This is a genomic window from Sporichthyaceae bacterium (genome assembly GCA_036269075.1).
Classification (GTDB): Bacteria; Actinomycetota; Actinomycetes; order Sporichthyales; family Sporichthyaceae; genus DASQPJ01.
Genome location: DATASX010000124.1, coordinates 1 through 15,918, shown reverse-complemented (window position 1 = coordinate 15,918; position 15,918 = coordinate 1). Strand labels below are relative to the sequence as shown.

General features: G+C 72.2%; 15 protein-coding genes. All 15 read left to right on the top strand.

Features of this window, described 5'->3' with window-relative positions:
- Window positions 1–985: methionine adenosyltransferase (gene metK, locus VHU88_23615; GenBank protein ID HEX3614696.1), on the top strand; the 985-nt coding region annotated here is incomplete at its 5' end.
- 53 nt (window positions 986–1,038) lie between these two features.
- Window positions 1,039–3,078 carry a primosomal protein N' gene (locus VHU88_23610; GenBank protein HEX3614695.1) on the top strand — a complete coding sequence of 680 codons (2,040 nt, stop codon included), beginning with the start codon at window positions 1,039–1,041 and terminating at the stop codon, window positions 3,076–3,078.
- A 52-nt stretch (window positions 3,079–3,130) separates the two neighbouring features.
- On the top strand, window positions 3,131–3,676 hold the full coding sequence (gene def, locus VHU88_23605; protein HEX3614694.1) for a peptide deformylase: 546 nt from the start codon (window positions 3,131–3,133) through the stop codon (window positions 3,674–3,676).
- Complete coding sequence (gene fmt, locus VHU88_23600) at window positions 3,673–4,599, top strand: methionyl-tRNA formyltransferase (protein ID HEX3614693.1); 927 nt, start codon at window positions 3,673–3,675, stop codon at window positions 4,597–4,599. Before def ends, fmt begins: the two co-directional genes overlap by 4 nt.
- The gene (locus tag VHU88_23595; protein ID HEX3614692.1) at window positions 4,596–6,005 is read left to right on the top strand and encodes a transcription antitermination factor NusB; all 1,410 of its coding nucleotides are present in this window, start codon (window positions 4,596–4,598) and stop codon (window positions 6,003–6,005) included. Before fmt ends, VHU88_23595 begins: the two co-directional genes overlap by 4 nt.
- A 131-nt stretch (window positions 6,006–6,136) precedes the next feature.
- On the top strand, window positions 6,137–8,131 hold the full coding sequence (locus VHU88_23590) for an APC family permease (GenBank protein ID HEX3614691.1): 1,995 nt from the start codon (window positions 6,137–6,139) through the stop codon (window positions 8,129–8,131).
- A 7-nt stretch (window positions 8,132–8,138) separates the two neighbouring features.
- Complete coding sequence (gene rpe / locus VHU88_23585; GenBank protein ID HEX3614690.1) at window positions 8,139–8,804, top strand: ribulose-phosphate 3-epimerase; 666 nt, start codon at window positions 8,139–8,141, stop codon at window positions 8,802–8,804.
- 112 nt (window positions 8,805–8,916) lie between these two features.
- Window positions 8,917–10,035 (top strand): bifunctional diaminohydroxyphosphoribosylaminopyrimidine deaminase/5-amino-6-(5-phosphoribosylamino)uracil reductase RibD, encoded by a 1,119-nt coding sequence (gene ribD, locus VHU88_23580; protein HEX3614689.1) that lies wholly within the window; start codon window positions 8,917–8,919, stop codon window positions 10,033–10,035.
- A gap of 6 nt (window positions 10,036–10,041) precedes the next feature.
- The gene (locus VHU88_23575; GenBank protein ID HEX3614688.1) at window positions 10,042–10,644 is read left to right on the top strand and encodes a riboflavin synthase; all 603 of its coding nucleotides are present in this window, start codon (window positions 10,042–10,044) and stop codon (window positions 10,642–10,644) included.
- Entirely contained in the window at window positions 10,641–12,050 is a 1,410-nt protein-coding gene (locus tag VHU88_23570; protein ID HEX3614687.1) for a bifunctional 3,4-dihydroxy-2-butanone-4-phosphate synthase/GTP cyclohydrolase II, read from the top strand. Before VHU88_23575 ends, VHU88_23570 begins: the two co-directional genes overlap by 4 nt.
- Before the next feature lie 16 nt (window positions 12,051–12,066).
- Window positions 12,067–12,540, top strand: coding sequence for a 6,7-dimethyl-8-ribityllumazine synthase (gene ribH / locus VHU88_23565; protein ID HEX3614686.1), 474 nt, complete (start codon window positions 12,067–12,069; stop codon window positions 12,538–12,540).
- 46 nt (window positions 12,541–12,586) lie between these two features.
- The gene (locus VHU88_23560; GenBank protein ID HEX3614685.1) at window positions 12,587–12,856 is read left to right on the top strand and encodes a phosphoribosyl-ATP diphosphatase; all 270 of its coding nucleotides are present in this window, start codon (window positions 12,587–12,589) and stop codon (window positions 12,854–12,856) included.
- Window positions 12,857–12,896: 40 nt separating this feature from the next.
- Window positions 12,897–13,742 carry an ATP phosphoribosyltransferase gene (gene hisG / locus VHU88_23555; GenBank protein ID HEX3614684.1) on the top strand — a complete coding sequence of 282 codons (846 nt, stop codon included), beginning with the start codon at window positions 12,897–12,899 and terminating at the stop codon, window positions 13,740–13,742.
- Between the two features lie 10 nt (window positions 13,743–13,752).
- Window positions 13,753–14,235, top strand: coding sequence for a PH domain-containing protein (locus VHU88_23550; protein ID HEX3614683.1), 483 nt, complete (start codon window positions 13,753–13,755; stop codon window positions 14,233–14,235).
- A gap of 159 nt (window positions 14,236–14,394) precedes the next feature.
- On the top strand, window positions 14,395–15,918 hold a 1,524-nt coding region (locus VHU88_23545), incomplete at its 3' end, for a glycosyltransferase (protein ID HEX3614682.1).

Sequence of the window (15,918 nt, the reverse complement as noted above, 5' to 3'; positions counted from 1 at the left end):
CAAGATTCTCGATATCGGCTACGACTCGTCGCGCAAGGGCTTCGACGGCGACTCGTGCGGCGTCAGTGTCTCGATCGGCTCGCAGTCGCCGGACATCGCCCAGGGCGTATCGGCGGCCTACGAGGCGCGGACCGGGGAGAGCGTCGAGGACGTGCTCGACCGGCAGGGCGCCGGCGACCAGGGCCTGATGTTCGGCTACGCCAGCGACGAGACGCCCGAGCTGATGCCGCTGCCGATCGCGCTGGCCCACCGGCTGGCCCGGCGGCTGACCGCGGTGCGCAAGAGCGGCGTCCTGCCCTACCTGCGGCCGGACGGCAAGACCCAGGTCACCATCGAGTACGCGGGCGACCAGCCGGTGCGCCTGGACACCGTGGTCGTGTCCAGCCAGCACGCCGACGGCATCGACCTGGACCGGATGCTCGGTGTGGACGTGCGCGAGCACGTCGTCACGCCGGAACTGGGCGAGCTGGCGATCGACACCACGGACCTGAAGCTGCTGGTCAACCCGACCGGCCGGTTCGTCATCGGTGGCCCGATGGGCGACGCGGGCCTGACCGGCCGCAAGATCATCGTCGACACCTACGGCGGCATGGCCCGCCACGGCGGTGGCGCGTTCTCCGGCAAGGACCCGTCCAAGGTCGACCGGTCCGCGGCCTACGCGATGCGTTGGGTCGCGAAGAACGTCGTGGCGGCAGGCCTGGCCAGGCGCTGCGAGGTCCAGGTCGCGTATGCGATCGGCAAGGCCCACCCGGTCGGCGTGTTCGTCGAGACCTTCGGCACCGAGAACGTCGCGATCACCAAGATTCAGGCCGCGGTCACCACGGTGTTCGACCTGCGCCCGGCCGCGATCATCCGCGACCTCGACCTGCTGCGCCCGATCTACGCGCAGACCGCCGCGTACGGCCACTTCGGCCGTGACGTGCCGGACTTCACCTGGGAGCGCACCGACCGCGTCGACGCGCTCAAGGCCGCCGTCGGGAACTAGTCCCCCGACTTCTGCTGCCCGTTCCACCTGTCGTGGCACATGGATAGGTGGGAATGGCAGCAGATGTGGAGGTCTGGACCGTGAGCGACGACGGCGAGCAGCTCGAGTTGCTGCGCCAGGAGACCAAGTCCGCCAAGCCGCCGAAGCCGGTGAGCGTCGCCGCCGAACTGTCGGTCGCCCGGGTCGCGGTCGATGTGCCGTTGCCGCACCTGGACCGCCCGTTCGACTACCTGGTCCCCGAGGAGATGGCCGAGGCCGCGCAACCCGGCGTGCGGGTGAAGGTGCGCTTCGCCGGGCAGGCAGTCGACGGATTCCTGGTCGGACGGGTCGCGACCAGCGAGCACCCCGGCGTGCTGGCCCGCCTGCAGCGGGTCGTCTCCCCGGAGCCCGTGCTCAGCCCGGAGATCCTGGAGTTGGCCCGCGAGGTCGCGGCCCGTTGGTCGGGGACCCTGGCCGACGTGCTGCGGCTGGCGGTCCCACCCCGGCACGCCCGCGTCGAGCAGGAGGCCGACCGGACGTCGGCGCCCGCGTTGCCACTCGACCGGGGGTGGGCCGCCGCGTGGGCCGACTACGAGCCCGGCCCGGAGTTCGTCCGGGCCCTGGCGCAGGGGCGGCCCGCCCGCGCGGTCTGGGCGGCGCTGCCTGCCACGCCGTGGGCGACGCCGATCGCCGCGGCGGTCGCCACCTGTGCCGCAGCCGGTCGGGGCGCGCTGGTCGTCGTCCCGGACCAGCGAGACCTGGCCCCGCTCGGCGCCGCCCTGGAGGTGCTGCTGGGCCGGGAGCGCCACCTCTCGTTGACCGCCGACCTCGGCCCGGCCGAGCGCTACCGCCGGTGGCTGGCGGTGCGCCGGGGCCAGGTCCGGGTCGTGATCGGGACCCGGGCGGCCATGTTCGCCCCGGTGGCCGACCTCGGCCTGGTCGTCTGCTGGGACGACGGCGACGACCTGCACGCCGAGCCCCGGGCGCCCTACCCGCACGTGCGCGAGGTGCTGTGCCTACGGGCCCACAACTTCGGTGCCGCCGCGCTGTTCGGCGGCCACGGGGTGACCGCGGAGGCAGCCGGGCTCATCCAGACCGGTTGGGCCAAGATGCTGATCCCGAACCGTGACACCCTCCGTGCCCGGCAACCGATGGTGCGGATCGCCGGGGCGGATGCCGAACTCAGCCGCGACGAGGCCGCCCGGGCGGCCCGGCTGCCCAGCGTCGCCTGGCAGACCGCGCGTGCCGGCCTGGCCGAGGGTCCGGTTCTGGTCCAGGTGCCGCGCCGGGGCTACCTGCCGGTGGTCGCCTGCGTCCGGTGCCGGGCCGCCGCCCGGTGCGGCCACTGCGGCGGTCCGTTGGGGCTGGCGTCGGCCCGGGGGCCCGCGCGCTGTTCGTGGTGCGGTCGCGACGCCACCGACTGGCACTGTCAGGACTGCGACGCCAGGACCTTCCGGGCTGCGGTGGTCGGGACGCAACGGACGGCCGAGGAGCTCGGCCGGGCGTTCCCCGGCGCGGTCGTGCGCTGGGTCGACGGGGACAACCCCGGCGGCGGGCCGGCCGGCCCGGCGCTGATCGTGGCCACGCCGGGTGCCGAACCGGCCGTTGAGGGCGGGTACGCAGCGGTGCTGCTGCTGGACGGCCAACTGATGCTGGGCCGTCCCGACCTGCGGGTCGCCGAGGAGACGTTGCGTCGCTGGCTGAACGCGGCCGCGCTGGCTCGTCCCGGTGCACCGGTGGTGCTGGTCGCGGAGTCGACGTCGCCGGCCGCACAGGCCCTCGTGCGGTGGGACCCGTTCGGGTTCGCGACCCGAGAGCTGGCCGACCGGGCAGCGGCCGCGTTCCCGCCCGCGGTGCGGGTGGCGACGGTGTCCGGGGTCGCGGACTCGGTCGCCGAACTGCTGCAGCTGGCCGAGTTGCCCGACTGGGTCGACATGCTCGGGCCGACGCCGGTCCACGGCTCAGAACCGCCTACCGTCCGCGCCGTGCTGCGCGTGCATCGCGCCCAGGGTGCGGCGTTGTCCACCATGCTGCGGGCGGCGGCCGGGGTGCGCAGCGCCCGCAAATCGCCTGGGGCCGTGCGCGTCCAGATCGACCCGGTCGAGCTGGGCTGACCCGCCTAGACTGCAGGCGTCCGACCCGTTGCACGACAGGAGCGTCCGAAGCGTGGCCATCCAGCCGATCCGGTTGTTCGGCGACCCGGTGCTGCGCACGCCCGCGCAACCGGTGACGGTGTTCGACCAGGAACTTCGCACCCTCGTCGCCGACCTGACCGAAACGATGCGCGACGCCCCCGGCGCGGGACTGGCTGCCCCGCAGATCGGCGTCGGCTTGCGGGTGTTCACCTGGTGGGTCGACGGCGAACTCGGGCACCTGATCAACCCGTCGCTGGAGCTGTCCGACGAGGAGGATGACGGCGGCGAGGGTTGCCTGTCGCTGCCCGGGCTGACGTTCCCCACCCCGCGCGCCGCCCGCGTGGTGGCCAAGGGCCAGGACATGCACGGCGAGCCGCTCACCGTCGTCGGCTCCGCGCTGCTGGCCCGCTGCGTCCAGCACGAGACCGACCACCTCGACGGGATCCTGTTCATCGATCGCCTCGACCGGGAGACCCGCAAGCAGGCCCTGCGGGCGATCCGCGAGGCCCGGTGGGCGGGGGAGGCCGCGCCCGAGATCCGCGTCTCGCCGCACGCCACGGCCGGTCGCGCCACGTGAAATTGGTTTTTGCCGGTACGCCCGAGGTCGCGCTGCCCTCGTTGCTCACCCTGCTCGACTCCGAGCACGAGGTCGTCGCGGTGCTCACCCGGCCCGACGCCCCGGCCGGTCGCGGGCGGGTGCTGACCCCCAGTCCGGTGGCCGAGGTCGCGCTCGAGCAAGGGCTCGAGGTGCTGCGCCCGGCCGGGCCGCGGGACCCCGACCTGCTCACCCGGCTGATCGAGATCGACCCGGAGTGCTGCCCGGTCGTGGCCTACGGCGGGCTGCTTCCGGAGCCGCTGTTGGCGATTCCCAAGCACGGCTGGGTGAACCTGCACTTCTCGTTGCTGCCCGCGTGGCGCGGCGCCGCCCCGGTGCAGCGCGCGGTGATCGCCGGCGACGAGGTCACCGGCGCCAGCACGTTCCGGATCGTCAAGGAACTCGACGCCGGTCCGGTCTTCGGCGTGCTCACCGAGACGATTCGACCGGACGACACCAGCGGGGCGCTGCTCGACCGGCTGGCCGAGGCCGGCGCCGGACTGCTGCTGGGCACCCTCGACGGCATCTCGACCGGCGAGGTGATCCCGGTCGATCAACCCACGGACGGGATCTCGCTGGCACCCAAGCTCGGCGTCGCCGACGCGCAGGTCGACTGGTCGGCCTCGGCGATGCGGATCGACCGGCTCATCCGCGGTTGCACCCCGGCACCCGGTGCCTGGACGACGTTCCGCGAGGAGCGCCTGCGGCTCGGGCCCGTCAAGTTGTGCCCGGGTGAGACCGGCGTGGCACCGGGGGAGATGGTCGTCACCCGCAACGCCGTGCGGGTCGGCACCGCGACGCATGTCGTCGAACTCGGCGAGGTCACCCGTCAGGGCAAGCGTCCGCTCCCGGCCGGTGACTGGGCGCGCGGCGTCCGACCGGAACCGGGCGAAGTACTCACGTGAGCAGAGGTCGCCGGCGTCCGGAGGTCGCCACCGACGTCGTCAAGCCGCGTAACTCCGACCCCGCCCGACGTACCGCATTCGACCTGCTGCGTACGGTGCGCGAGCGGGACGCCTACGCCAACCTCGCGCTGCCCCGCCTGATCACCGAACGGGGGCTGAGCGTTCGCGACGCCGCGTTCGCGACCGAGCTCGGTTACGGCGCGCTGCGCTCCTGCGGGACCTACGACGCGGTGATCGATGCCTGTATCGACCGGGCCGGCGACCGGGTCGACCCCGGGGTCCGCGACGTGTTGCGGCTGGGCGCCCACCAACTGCTGGCGATGCGTACCCCGCCGCACGCGGCGGTGTCGGCCTCGGTCGACCTGTGCCGTGCGACCATCGGCCAGTCCCCGGCCGGGTTCGTCAACGCGGTGCTGCGCAAGGTCGGCGCCGCCGACCTCGACGGCTGGACCGACCGACTTGCCGCCGCGAGCGGGCCGGACCCGGCGGCCCGGTTGGCCTTTCGGCACGGACATCCGGAGTGGGTCGTCCGGGCCTTCGCCGACGCGTTGGACGGCGACTGGAACGACACCGCCCTGGCGCTGGCCGCGGACAACCTCGCCCCTCGGGTGACGCTCGCGGCCCGGCCGGGCCGCTGCACCCAGGAGGAGTTGGTCGCGGCCGGGCTGACCGCCACCACTTGGTCCCCGCACGGGGCCGTGCTCTCGGCCGGGGCCCCAGGCAGCCTGGCGGTGGTCCGCAGCGGCGCGGCCGGGGTGCAGGACGAGGGCAGCCAACTGGTCGCCGCGGCACTGGCCGCCGCCCCGCTCACCGGCCGCGACGAGCTGTGGCTGGACGCCTGCGCCGGCCCCGGGGGCAAGGCCGCCCTGCTGCACGGGCTGGCGACGCAGCGTGGTGCCCACCTGCTGGCTGCCGAACTGGCCCCGCACCGCGCCCGCCTGGTCGCCGGTGCGCTGGCCGGTGCCGGGCCGGCCTGGGTGGTCACCGCCGATGCCACGGCTCCGCCCTGGCCCGACGCGACCTTCGACCGGGTGCTGCTCGACGTCCCGTGCTCCGGGCTGGGGGCGCTGCGCCGCCGCCCCGAGGCCCGCTGGCGGCGCCAACCCGCCGACGTCGGCCGCCTGTTCGACCTGCAGCGGGTGTTGCTCGAGCGGGCGCTGGTCGCCGTGCGCCCCGGCGGCCTGGTCGGCTACGTGACCTGCTCGCCGCACCGGGTCGAGACGGTCGGGGTGGTGCACGCGGTCCGCGAGAGCGCCGCCCGTAGCGGCCGGAGGACCGAACTGCTCGACGCCTGCGCACTGCTGCCCGAGCTCCCGAACCCCGGCCCGGCCCCGTTCGTGCAGCTGTGGCCGCACCGCCACGGGACCGACGCGATGTTCCTGGCGCTGCTGCGCCGCGAGAGCTGACCCACCAGCTCTCCACTTCTGCTGCCTGTCCCACCGATCGAAGCGCTCTCATAGGTGCGACAGGCAGCAGAAGTCGGGTGTCGAGGCGCCCCGCTCATGGTTCGACGGGGTCAAGCGGGAGGATGACGCCCGTGTCCAAGCTGCGGCAGATCCCCAAGCGCTTGTTCCTGGGCGCCCCGGTGCGCTCGGAGCGGCTGGGTCACGCCGTGCTGCCCAAGCGGGTGGCGCTGCCCGTGTTCGCCTCGGACGCGCTCTCCTCGGTCGCCTACGCGCCGCAGGAGATCTTCATCGTGCTCTCGCTGGCGGGCGTCAGCTTCTACCACTACAGCGCGTGGATCGCCGGCGCGGTCGTGCTGATGATGACCACGGTCGTCGCGTCGTACCGGCAGAACGTGCACGCGTACCCGAGCGGCGGCGGCGACTACGAGGTCGCCACCACGAACCTCGGCGTCAACGCCGGGATAGTGGTGGCCAGCGCCCTGATCGTCGACTATGTGCTGACCGTTGCGGTGTCGATCGCGGCCGGCGTGGACAACCTGGGCTCGGCGATCCCGTTCGTGGTCGACCACAAGGTGTCGGTCTCGCTGCTGCTGGTCCTCGTGCTGACGATGATGAACCTGCGCGGCATCCGCGAGGCCGGTATGGCGTTCGCGATCCCGACCTACGCGTTCATGGTCGGCGTGATCGTGCTGGTGGGCGTCGGGCTGTTCCGGGCGGTCGTGCTGCGCCAGGACCTGCGCGCGCCGACGGCGCATTACTCGGTGGTGCCGACCCAGACCCACCTGGCCGGGTTCGCGCTGGTCTTCCTGATCCTGCGGGCGTTCTCCTCCGGTTGCGCCGCGCTGACCGGGGTGGAGGCGATCAGCAACGGCGTGCCCGCGTTCAAGCCGCCCAAGTCGAAGAACGCTGCGACCACGCTGACGTTGATGGGCTCGATCGCGGTGACGATGTTCGCCGGACTCGTCGCGCTCGGGCTGATGACCCACGTCCGCATCGCCGAGTCCCCGGCCACCGATCTGCTCATCGACGGCAAGCCCGCGGGGCCGACCTACACCCAGGACCCGATCATCGCCCAGGTCGCCGCTGCGGTGTTCGGCAAGGACTCCGCGCCGTTCATCTACCTGGCCGCGGTGACCGCGCTGATCCTGATCCTGGCCGCGAACACCGCGTTCAACGGCTTCCCGGTGCTGGCCTCGATCCTGTCCCGCGACGAACTGGCGCCCCGTCAGTTGCACCGCCGCGGCGACCGGTTGGCGTTCAGCAACGGCATCGCCGTGCTCGCGATCCTGGCCGGCTTCCTGATCTACGTCTTCAACGCCGACGTCACCAAACTGATCCAGCTCTACATCATCGGCGTGTTCGTCTCGTTCACCCTCAGCCAGACCGGGATGGTCCGGCACTGGACCAGGCTGCTGCGCACCGAGACCGATCCGAAGGCGCGGCGGGCGATGTTCCGCTCCCGGATCATCAACGCCACCGGCCTGACCCTGTCGGCGCTGGTGCTGGTGATCGTGCTGATCACCAAGTTCACCCACGGCGCCTACCTGGTCTGCATCGCGATGCCGATCCTGTTCGCGTTGATGCGCAGCATCAAGCGGCACTACACGAAGGTGAAGGCCGAACTGCAGCCTCCACCGGACGCGATGACCCTGCCCAGCAACATCCACGGGGTCGTGCTGGTGTCCAAGCTGCACACCCCGACGCTGAAGGCGTTGGCCTTCGCCCGGGCGACCCGACCCAGCACGCTGACGGCGCTCACCGTGAACAACCGACCGGAGGCCACGGCGGCCCTGCTCGAGGAGTGGGCGGTCCGGGGAGTACCGATCCCGCTGACCGTGCTGGACTCGCCCTATCGAGACCTGACCGGCCCGGTGCTGGAGTACATCCGCGACATCCGCAAGTCCAGCCCACGCGACGTGGTGTGCGTGTTCGTGCCCGAGTACGTCGTCGGCCGATGGTGGGAGCAGATCCTGCACAACCAGAGCGCGTTCCGGCTGAAGGCGCGGTTGCTGTACGAACCCGGTGTGATGGTCACCAACGTCCCGTGGCAGCTGCGTTCGGCGCGGCGCGACGCGCCGCCGGCGCCGGCGGCCGTCGACACGGCGCCCGGAAAGGTGGGCGGATAGCGTGGGGATGCAGATCTCTCCGAGCATCCTGTCGGCGGATTTCGCCCGCCTGGCGCAGGAGTGCGAACGGGTCGCCGGGCACGCGGACTGGCTGCACGTCGATGTGATGGACAATCACTTCGTCCCCAACCTGACCTTGGGCCTGCCGATCGTCGAGGCGTTGTTGAAGACGGTGTCCACGCCGGTCGACTGCCACCTGATGATCGCCGACCCGGATCGCTGGGCCCCGGCCTACGCCGAGGCCGGCGCCGGCAGCGTCACCTTCCACGTCGAGGCCGCGCACGCGCCGTCGCGGCTGGCCCGCACGATCCGCCGGGCCGGGGCGCGAGCCGGTTGCGCGTTGAAGCCGGCCACGCCGTTGGAGTCCTGCACAGAGTTCCTGGACGAGCTGGACATGCTCCTGCTGATGACCGTCGAGCCGGGCTTCGGCGGGCAGGAGTTCCTGGACTTCGTCGTGCCGAAGATCCGTCGGGCCCGGCAGTTGATCGACGGCCGGGACCTGGCGCTGTGGCTGCAGGTCGACGGCGGGGTTGGCCCGGCGACGATCGAGCGTTGCGCGCAGGCCGGCGCGGACGTGTTCGTGGCCGGCTCGGCCGTCTACAACGCCGAGGACCCGGTGGCGGCGATCGCCCGGCTTCGCGCCGCCGCCGAGGCGGCCGCCGCGCCCCGTTGAGGCCAGCCCCCGGACCACCGCACTTGTGCTGCCTGTCCCACGTATCGGGACGCCGCGATAGGTGGGACAGGCAGCAGAAGTGGGGAAGGGGGTGGGGCGGGATACTGCGCGGATGGCCAATCAGGCGGAGCTTGCGGCGATGCGCCGGGCGCTCGAGCTTGCCGCCCGGGGCATCGGCGCCACCAGCCCGAATCCGGTCGTCGGCGCCGTGCTGCTGGACGCCGCCGGGGCAGTGGTCGGCGAGGGCTACCACCGCCAGGCCGGTGGGCCGCATGCCGAGGTCGAGGCGCTCGCGGTGGCCGGCGCCCGGGCCCGTGGGGCGACCTGCGTGCTGACCCTGGAGCCGTGCAACCACACCGGGCGCACCGGCCCGTGCGTGCAGGCCCTGCTGGCGGCCGGGGTGGCCCGGGTCGTCTACGCCGTACCCGATCCGAACCCGACGGCCGCGGGTGGCGCCGCGACCCTGCAAGGCGCCGGGGTCCAGACCGAGGCCGGGGTGCTCGCGGCCGAGGCCGAACTGGTCAACGAGGCCTGGCTGACCAGCGCGCGGCTGGGCCGGCCGTTCGTCACGTGGAAGTACGCGGCCAGCCTGGACGGCCGGACGGCGGCCGTCGACGGCAGCAGCCGATGGATCACCTCCAGCGAGGCCCGGGCTGATGCCCACCGGCTGCGCGCGCAGTCCGACGCGGTACTGGTCGGGTCTGGCACGGTGCTGGCCGACGACCCGCAATTGGCCGTCCGGAAAGCACAAGTGACCCTCCGTCAGCCGTTACGGGTGGTGCTCGATGCCCGGGTCCGGACCCCGGCCGCCGCCCGGGTGCTCGACGACGCCGCGCCCACCCTGGTGCTGGTGGCACAAGCCCTGGAGGCCGGCGCGGCGGCCGACGGACTGCGCGCCGCCGGTGCCGAGGTTCTCGGGGTGCCCGCCGGGCCCGCAGGGACCGGCCTGGACCTGCCTGCCGTGCTCGCGGTCCTGCACGCGAAGGGAGTCGTGTCGGCGCTGCTGGAGGGCGGTGCGCACCTGGCCGGCAGCTTCCTGCGGGCCGGCCTGATCGACCGGGTGATCGGCTACGTGGCGCCGGTGCTGATCGGCGGCGACGGTCTTCCGACGCTGGCCGGGGCGGGTGCGCCGGACATCGATTCGGCGCCGCGGCTGCGTCTGGACCACACTGTGCAGATCGGGTCGGACGTCCGGCTGACGGCCAGGCCGATCCGCGGCGCGAGGGAGTGACAGGCGATGTTCACCGGGATCGTCGAGGAACTCGGCGAGGTGGTCGGGCTGGAGCAGTTGCCCGACGACGCGGCCCGGTTGTCGATCCGGGCTGCCACGGTCGTCGGCGACGCCGAGCGCGGGGCCTCGATCGCGGTCAACGGCGTGTGCCTGACCGTCGTCGAGCACGGCCCGGAGGGCTTCACCGCCGACGTCATGCGCGAGACCCTGCAGCGGTCGTCGCTGGCGCAGATCGAGTTGGGCGCCCGGGTGAACCTGGAGCGGGCTGTCACCCTGTCCACGCGGATGGGTGGGCACCTGGTGCAGGGCCACGTCGACGGGGTCGGCGTGGTCCGGTCCCGGAATCCGCACCCGCACTGGGCCGTTGTCGAGATCGATGCGCCGCCGCATCTGCTGCGCTACGTCGTCGAGAAGGGTTCGATAACGGTGGACGGGGTGAGCCTGACCGTGGCCGGAGTATCCGACCGCTCCTTCACGGTGAGCCTGATCCCCACCACCATGGAGCTGACGACGTTGGGTCTGCGTGAGCCCGGCGACGCCGTGAACCTGGAGGTCGATGTGCTGGCCAAGTACGTCGAGCGACTGCTGACACCGGGGACGGCCCAGTGAGCGAGCCGAGTGCTGTCCCGGGGGAGCCGCACCGTAGCGGCTACCCCGGCGTGATCGGCCCGGACTCCGCGGACGAGGCGGCCCGGGCCGAGCGCCCGAAGCCGTCGGTGGTGCGTCCGCTGCGCACCGTCGAGTTCGACACGATCGAACGGGCCGTCGCGGACATCGCCGCCGGCAAGGCCGTGCTGGTGGTCGACGACGAGGACCGCGAGAACGAGGGCGATCTGGTCTTCGCGGCCGCCAAAGCGACCCCGGAACTGCTGGCGTTCATGATCCGGCACACGTCCGGCGTGGTCTGTGTCCCGATGCCCGCCACGGACCTCGACCGGCTCGACCTGCCGCCGATGACCGTGGTCAACCAGGACCGCAAGAAGACCGCCTACACGGTGTCGGTCGACGCCCGCGACGGCGTCAGCACCGGGATCTCCGCGGCCGACCGGGCGCACACGATCAAGGTGCTGGTCGACTCGGCCACCGAGCCGTGGGAGCTGACCCGCCCGGGCCACGTGTTCCCGCTGCGGGCCGTCGAGGGCGGCGTGCTGCGCCGCCCGGGTCACACCGAGGCCTCCGTCGACCTGGCCCAGCTGGCCGGACTGACCCCGGCGGGCGTGATCTGCGAGGTCGTCAACGAGGACGGGACGATGTCCCGCCTCCCCCAACTGGTCGAGTTCGCCCGGGAGCACGACCTGGCCCTGATCTCGATCGAGGACCTGATCACCTACCGGCGCCGCCTGGAGTCGCGGGTCGTCCGCCTGGCGGTGACCCGACTGCCCACCGTCGGCGGGGAGTTCCGGGCCTACGCCTACGCCGACCGCACCCGCGACGGCCTGCCGGTGCCGGAGGAGGACGAGCACGTCGCGCTGGTCAAGGGCGAGGTGCACGGCGGCGAGAACATCCTGGTCCGGATCCACTCCGAGTGCCTGACCGGCGACGCGTTCGGCTCACTGCGCTGCGACTGCGGCCCGCAACTGCGTTCGGCGCTGACCCGGATCGAGGCCGAGGGCCAGGGGATCGTCGTCTACCTCCGGGGGCACGAGGGCCGCGGGATCGGGCTGGCCCACAAGTTGCGGGCCTACGAGTTGCAGGACGCCGGCCACGACACCGTCGACGCCAACCTGCACCTCGGCCTGCCGGTCGACGCCCGCGACTACGGGGTCGGGGCCCGGATCCTGGCCGACCTCGGGGTGCGCTCGGTACGACTGATCACCAACAACCCGGGCAAGTGCGCCGGGTTGGAGGCCTACGGGATGACCGTGGCCGCCCGAGTGCCGTCCTACATCTCCCCGAGCCCGGAGAACGAGCACTACCTGCGGACCAAGCGGGAACGGATGGGCCACGCCCTGCCGACCTGGGACCAGTGCGGTGAGTCCGGCGACCCCTACGACGGCGGCGGCGAATGGACCTGAGCAGCGGAGGAGCGCCATGAGCGGGGGCGGAGCGCCGGCGCCGAAGACGATCGACGGCAGCCGACTGCGGGTCGCGGTGGTGGCCGCCCAGTGGCACGCCGAGGTGATGGGGGGACTGTTGGCCGGGGCGCAGCGGGCGCTGGTCGAGGCCTCGGTCGCCGAGCCGACGGTGCTTCGGGTGCCCGGCACGTTCGAACTTCCGGTGGCCGCGCGGCGGCTGGCCGCCAGTCACGACGCGGTGGTGGCACTCGGCGTGGTGGTGCGCGGTGGGACGCCGCACTTCGAGTATGTCTGCCAGGCCGCCACGATCGGGCTGACCCAGGTGTCGGTGGACACCGGCGTCCCCGTTGGGTTCGGCGTGCTGACCTGCGACACCGACGCGCAGGCTTACGACCGCAGCGGGTTGCCCGGCGCCAAGGAGGACAAGGGCTACGAGGCGACACAGGCCGCGCTGCTGACCGCCTTGGCCTTGCGCGACTACCCCCGGTAGTACGGTTCCGACCGCCCGCGCCCATCCGTCGAACGTCAGGACATCAATCTTGCCCAAGAGCTTCGAGGACCTGTTCGCCGAGCTGACCAGCAAGGCGGCCACCGGCGACCCGGCGTCGGGAACCGTGCGGGCGCTGAACGCCGGCGTGCACTCGATCGGCAAGAAGGTGGTCGAGGAGGCCGCCGAGGTCTGGATGGCCGCCGAGTACGAGGGCCGGGAGAAGACCGCCGAGGAGATCTCCCAACTTCTGTATCACCTTCAGGTCCTGATGCTGGCGACCGGACTGAGCCTGCAGGACGTATACGCTCATCTGTAGCTCAGCCCCGCCCGTAGCCGCACCGATCCGAGGTCTTCCGATGTTGCGCATTGCCGTGCCCAACAAGGGTTCGTTGGCCGAGCCGGCCGCGGCGATGCTGCGCGAGGCGGGCTACCGGCAGCGCGGCGACGGCCGCGAACTCGTGCTGGCCGACCCGGCCAACAACGTCGAGTTCTTCTTCCTGCGCCCCCGCGACATCGCGATCTACGTGGGGTCCGGGCGGCTCGACGTCGGGATCACCGGGCGCGACCTGCTGCTGGACTCCGGTGCTCCGGCCGAGGAGGTCCTGGCGCTGGGCTTCGCGGCCTCCACGTTCCGCTACGCGGCGCTGCCCGGTGTGGGCAAGTCGGTCAAGGACTTCAACGGGCAGCGGGTGGCCACCTCGTTCCCCGGCCTGGTCGCCAAGCACCTGGCCGACCACGGCGTGAGCGCCGAGGTCATCCGCCTCGACGGCGCCGTCGAGGTGTCGATCCAGCTCGGGGTGGCGGACGTGATCGCCGACGTCGTCGAGACCGGGACGACCCTGCGGCAGGCCGGGCTGGAGATCATCGGCGAGGAGATCCTGCGCTCCGAGGCGGTGCTGATCCGCCGGGCCGGCGCCGCGGCGGACGCCACATTCGACCAACTGCTGCGCCGTCTGCAGGGCGTGCTGGTCGCCCGGCGCTACGTGATGATGGATTACGACGTCCCGATCAGCGCGGTCGACGCCGCGGTCAAGTTGACCCCGGGCATCGAGTCGCCGACGGTGTCGCCGCTGCGCGACCCGGCCTGGGTCGCGGTGCGGGCGATGGTCCCGCGCGGCGACGCTCAGCAGATCATGGACGACCTGTGGGACGTCGGCGCCCGGGCGATCCTGGTCACCGACATCCACGCCTGTCGGCTCTGACCCACCAGCCATGTCCGCCCCGGCCGAGCTCGCGCTGCCGTACACCTGGCGGCCGCGCAAGACCCGTCGTATCTGCCGGTCGATCTCCGCCGTGCTGTTGGTGGTGTTCGGCGGGCTGGCCCTGCTGCTGCCGAGCGGTGGCGGGGTCTCGTTCAGCATCGGTGACCGCCTCGGGGTCGTCGCCTGCGCGGTCGCGATCTCCTGGTTCCTGAACCTGCACGCCTCGGTGCGGGTGGTCGCCGACTCCGACGGACTGCTGGTGGCCAACTTGTTCCGGAAGCAACGGCTGGCCTGGGGCGAGGTGATCGCGGTGCGCTTCCGGCCGGGCGACCCGTGGGCGTTCGCGGACGTCGCCGACGGTCAGACCGTGGCGTTGATGGGCATCCAGGCCTCCGACGGCCCGGCCGCGGCGGTCGCCGCACGCGATCTGGCCAGGCTGGTCCAGCGCCGCTCGAGTGCCCCCGGCGACCGGGCCGCGACCGAAGCGGGCTGAGCCGGGCGTTCCCTCGGCCGGGCGGCCGGTGATGGGCCGTCGGGGTGAAAACACCGTCGGGAACCTTGATCGGGAAGGCCGGCGGCCTATTTTCGAATTCGGCAGCCCCGCCGGAAGTTCGAATAACCGCGATAAGCCTCGACGTTCAGGCGGCCCGTCATGACCTCCATCGGTATTCCGCATCCCCGTCCGGCGTTCGAGCCGGCGTTCCCGCGCCGCGACGCGCTCCGGGTGATCGCGATCGTCCCCGCCTACAACGAGGAGGAGGGGATCGGCGCCACCCTGCGTTCGCTGCTCGCGCAGGACACGCCGTTCGACGAGATCATCGTCGTCGACGACGGATCGGCGGACCGGACCGGCCGCATCGCGCGGGCGTACGGGGTCACCGTGCTGCGTCCGGAGAGCAACCTGGGCAGCAAGGTGAAGGCGCAGAACTACGCGTTGGCGCACATCCTGGCGCGCCCGCGGGCCGAGCACCCGGACCTGGTGGTCCCGGTCGACGCCGACACGGTCCTCGCCCGCGATTGTCTGACCCACATGCAGAAACCGTTCGACGATCCGCAGGTGGCGATCGCCGGGGGGTGCGTGCTCGCCCGGCACTCCCACACCGTGGTGGAACGCGGCCGACTGATCGAGTACCTGACCGGGTTCCACGCCTACCGCCAGGTGCAGAGCGCGTTCGACTCGCCTTTGGTCTGCTCCGGTTGCTGCTCGGCGCTCCGGCTGAGCCACCTCGAGGAGTTCGGGGGCTTCCCGGAGCGAACCATGGCCGTGGACCTCGACTACACGTGGTCGCAGCAGATGACGGGACGCCGCGCGGTCCACGTTCCCGAGGCTGTCGCCTACGTCGCCGAACCGCTGAATCTGAAGTCCCTGCGCGAGCAGCTGAGCCGACACAAGCACGGCTACTTCCAGAACCTGCGCATCCACTGGCGTCCGATGCAGCGGTCCAAGCCGATGCTCGCCCTGTGGGTGAACCTGTCGTTGTTCAGCATCCTCATCGGCCCGTTGGCGTTGGGGCTGCCGATCCTCTGGCTGCTCGGTGGGAACGTGTCACCCCAGCTCGCCTGGTCCACGATCGGCGCCGATCTGGCGGTTCTCGGTGTGCCCTTGGTGATGGGCACTGCGCGGCGCAGGTTGAATCCGTTGACCGTGCTGCTCTCGGTGCCGTCCTTCTACGTCCTGAAAGTTCTGAATTTCTGGTACGACCTGAAATGCGGGCTCATCGAGTTGGTCCTCGTGCCCCGGGAGCTGGCGCAGGGGCGACGTCACTACGAGAAGGCCCGCACGGAAGGCGCCACCTACCTGGCGCAGGTTCAGGCGCAGGCCGTGCCCGTCCCGGTCGCCGCCACGGTCCCGGCGCCACTGACGGTTCCGGCCGGCGCCCAACCGGAGATCCCGGCGCAGGCCGCCGGCCACGACCTGGACTGGAGCCTCGATCGGTGGCGCGAGCATCCGTCCACCGTCGCGGCGCAGCCGCAGGCCCCGGTGGCTCCGGTGGCTCCGGTGGTGGCACAGCCGGAGAGCCCGGCGCCGGCCTGTGCCGGCTACGACTTGGACTGGAGCCTCGATCGGTGGCGCGAGTACCTGTCCACCGACCCGGTGACGGTGGAGCCGTCGCAACCGCCGGCGGATCCGGTCGTCGACCAGTCGGAGATCCCGGACCGGAATCCCGCCGGCTAC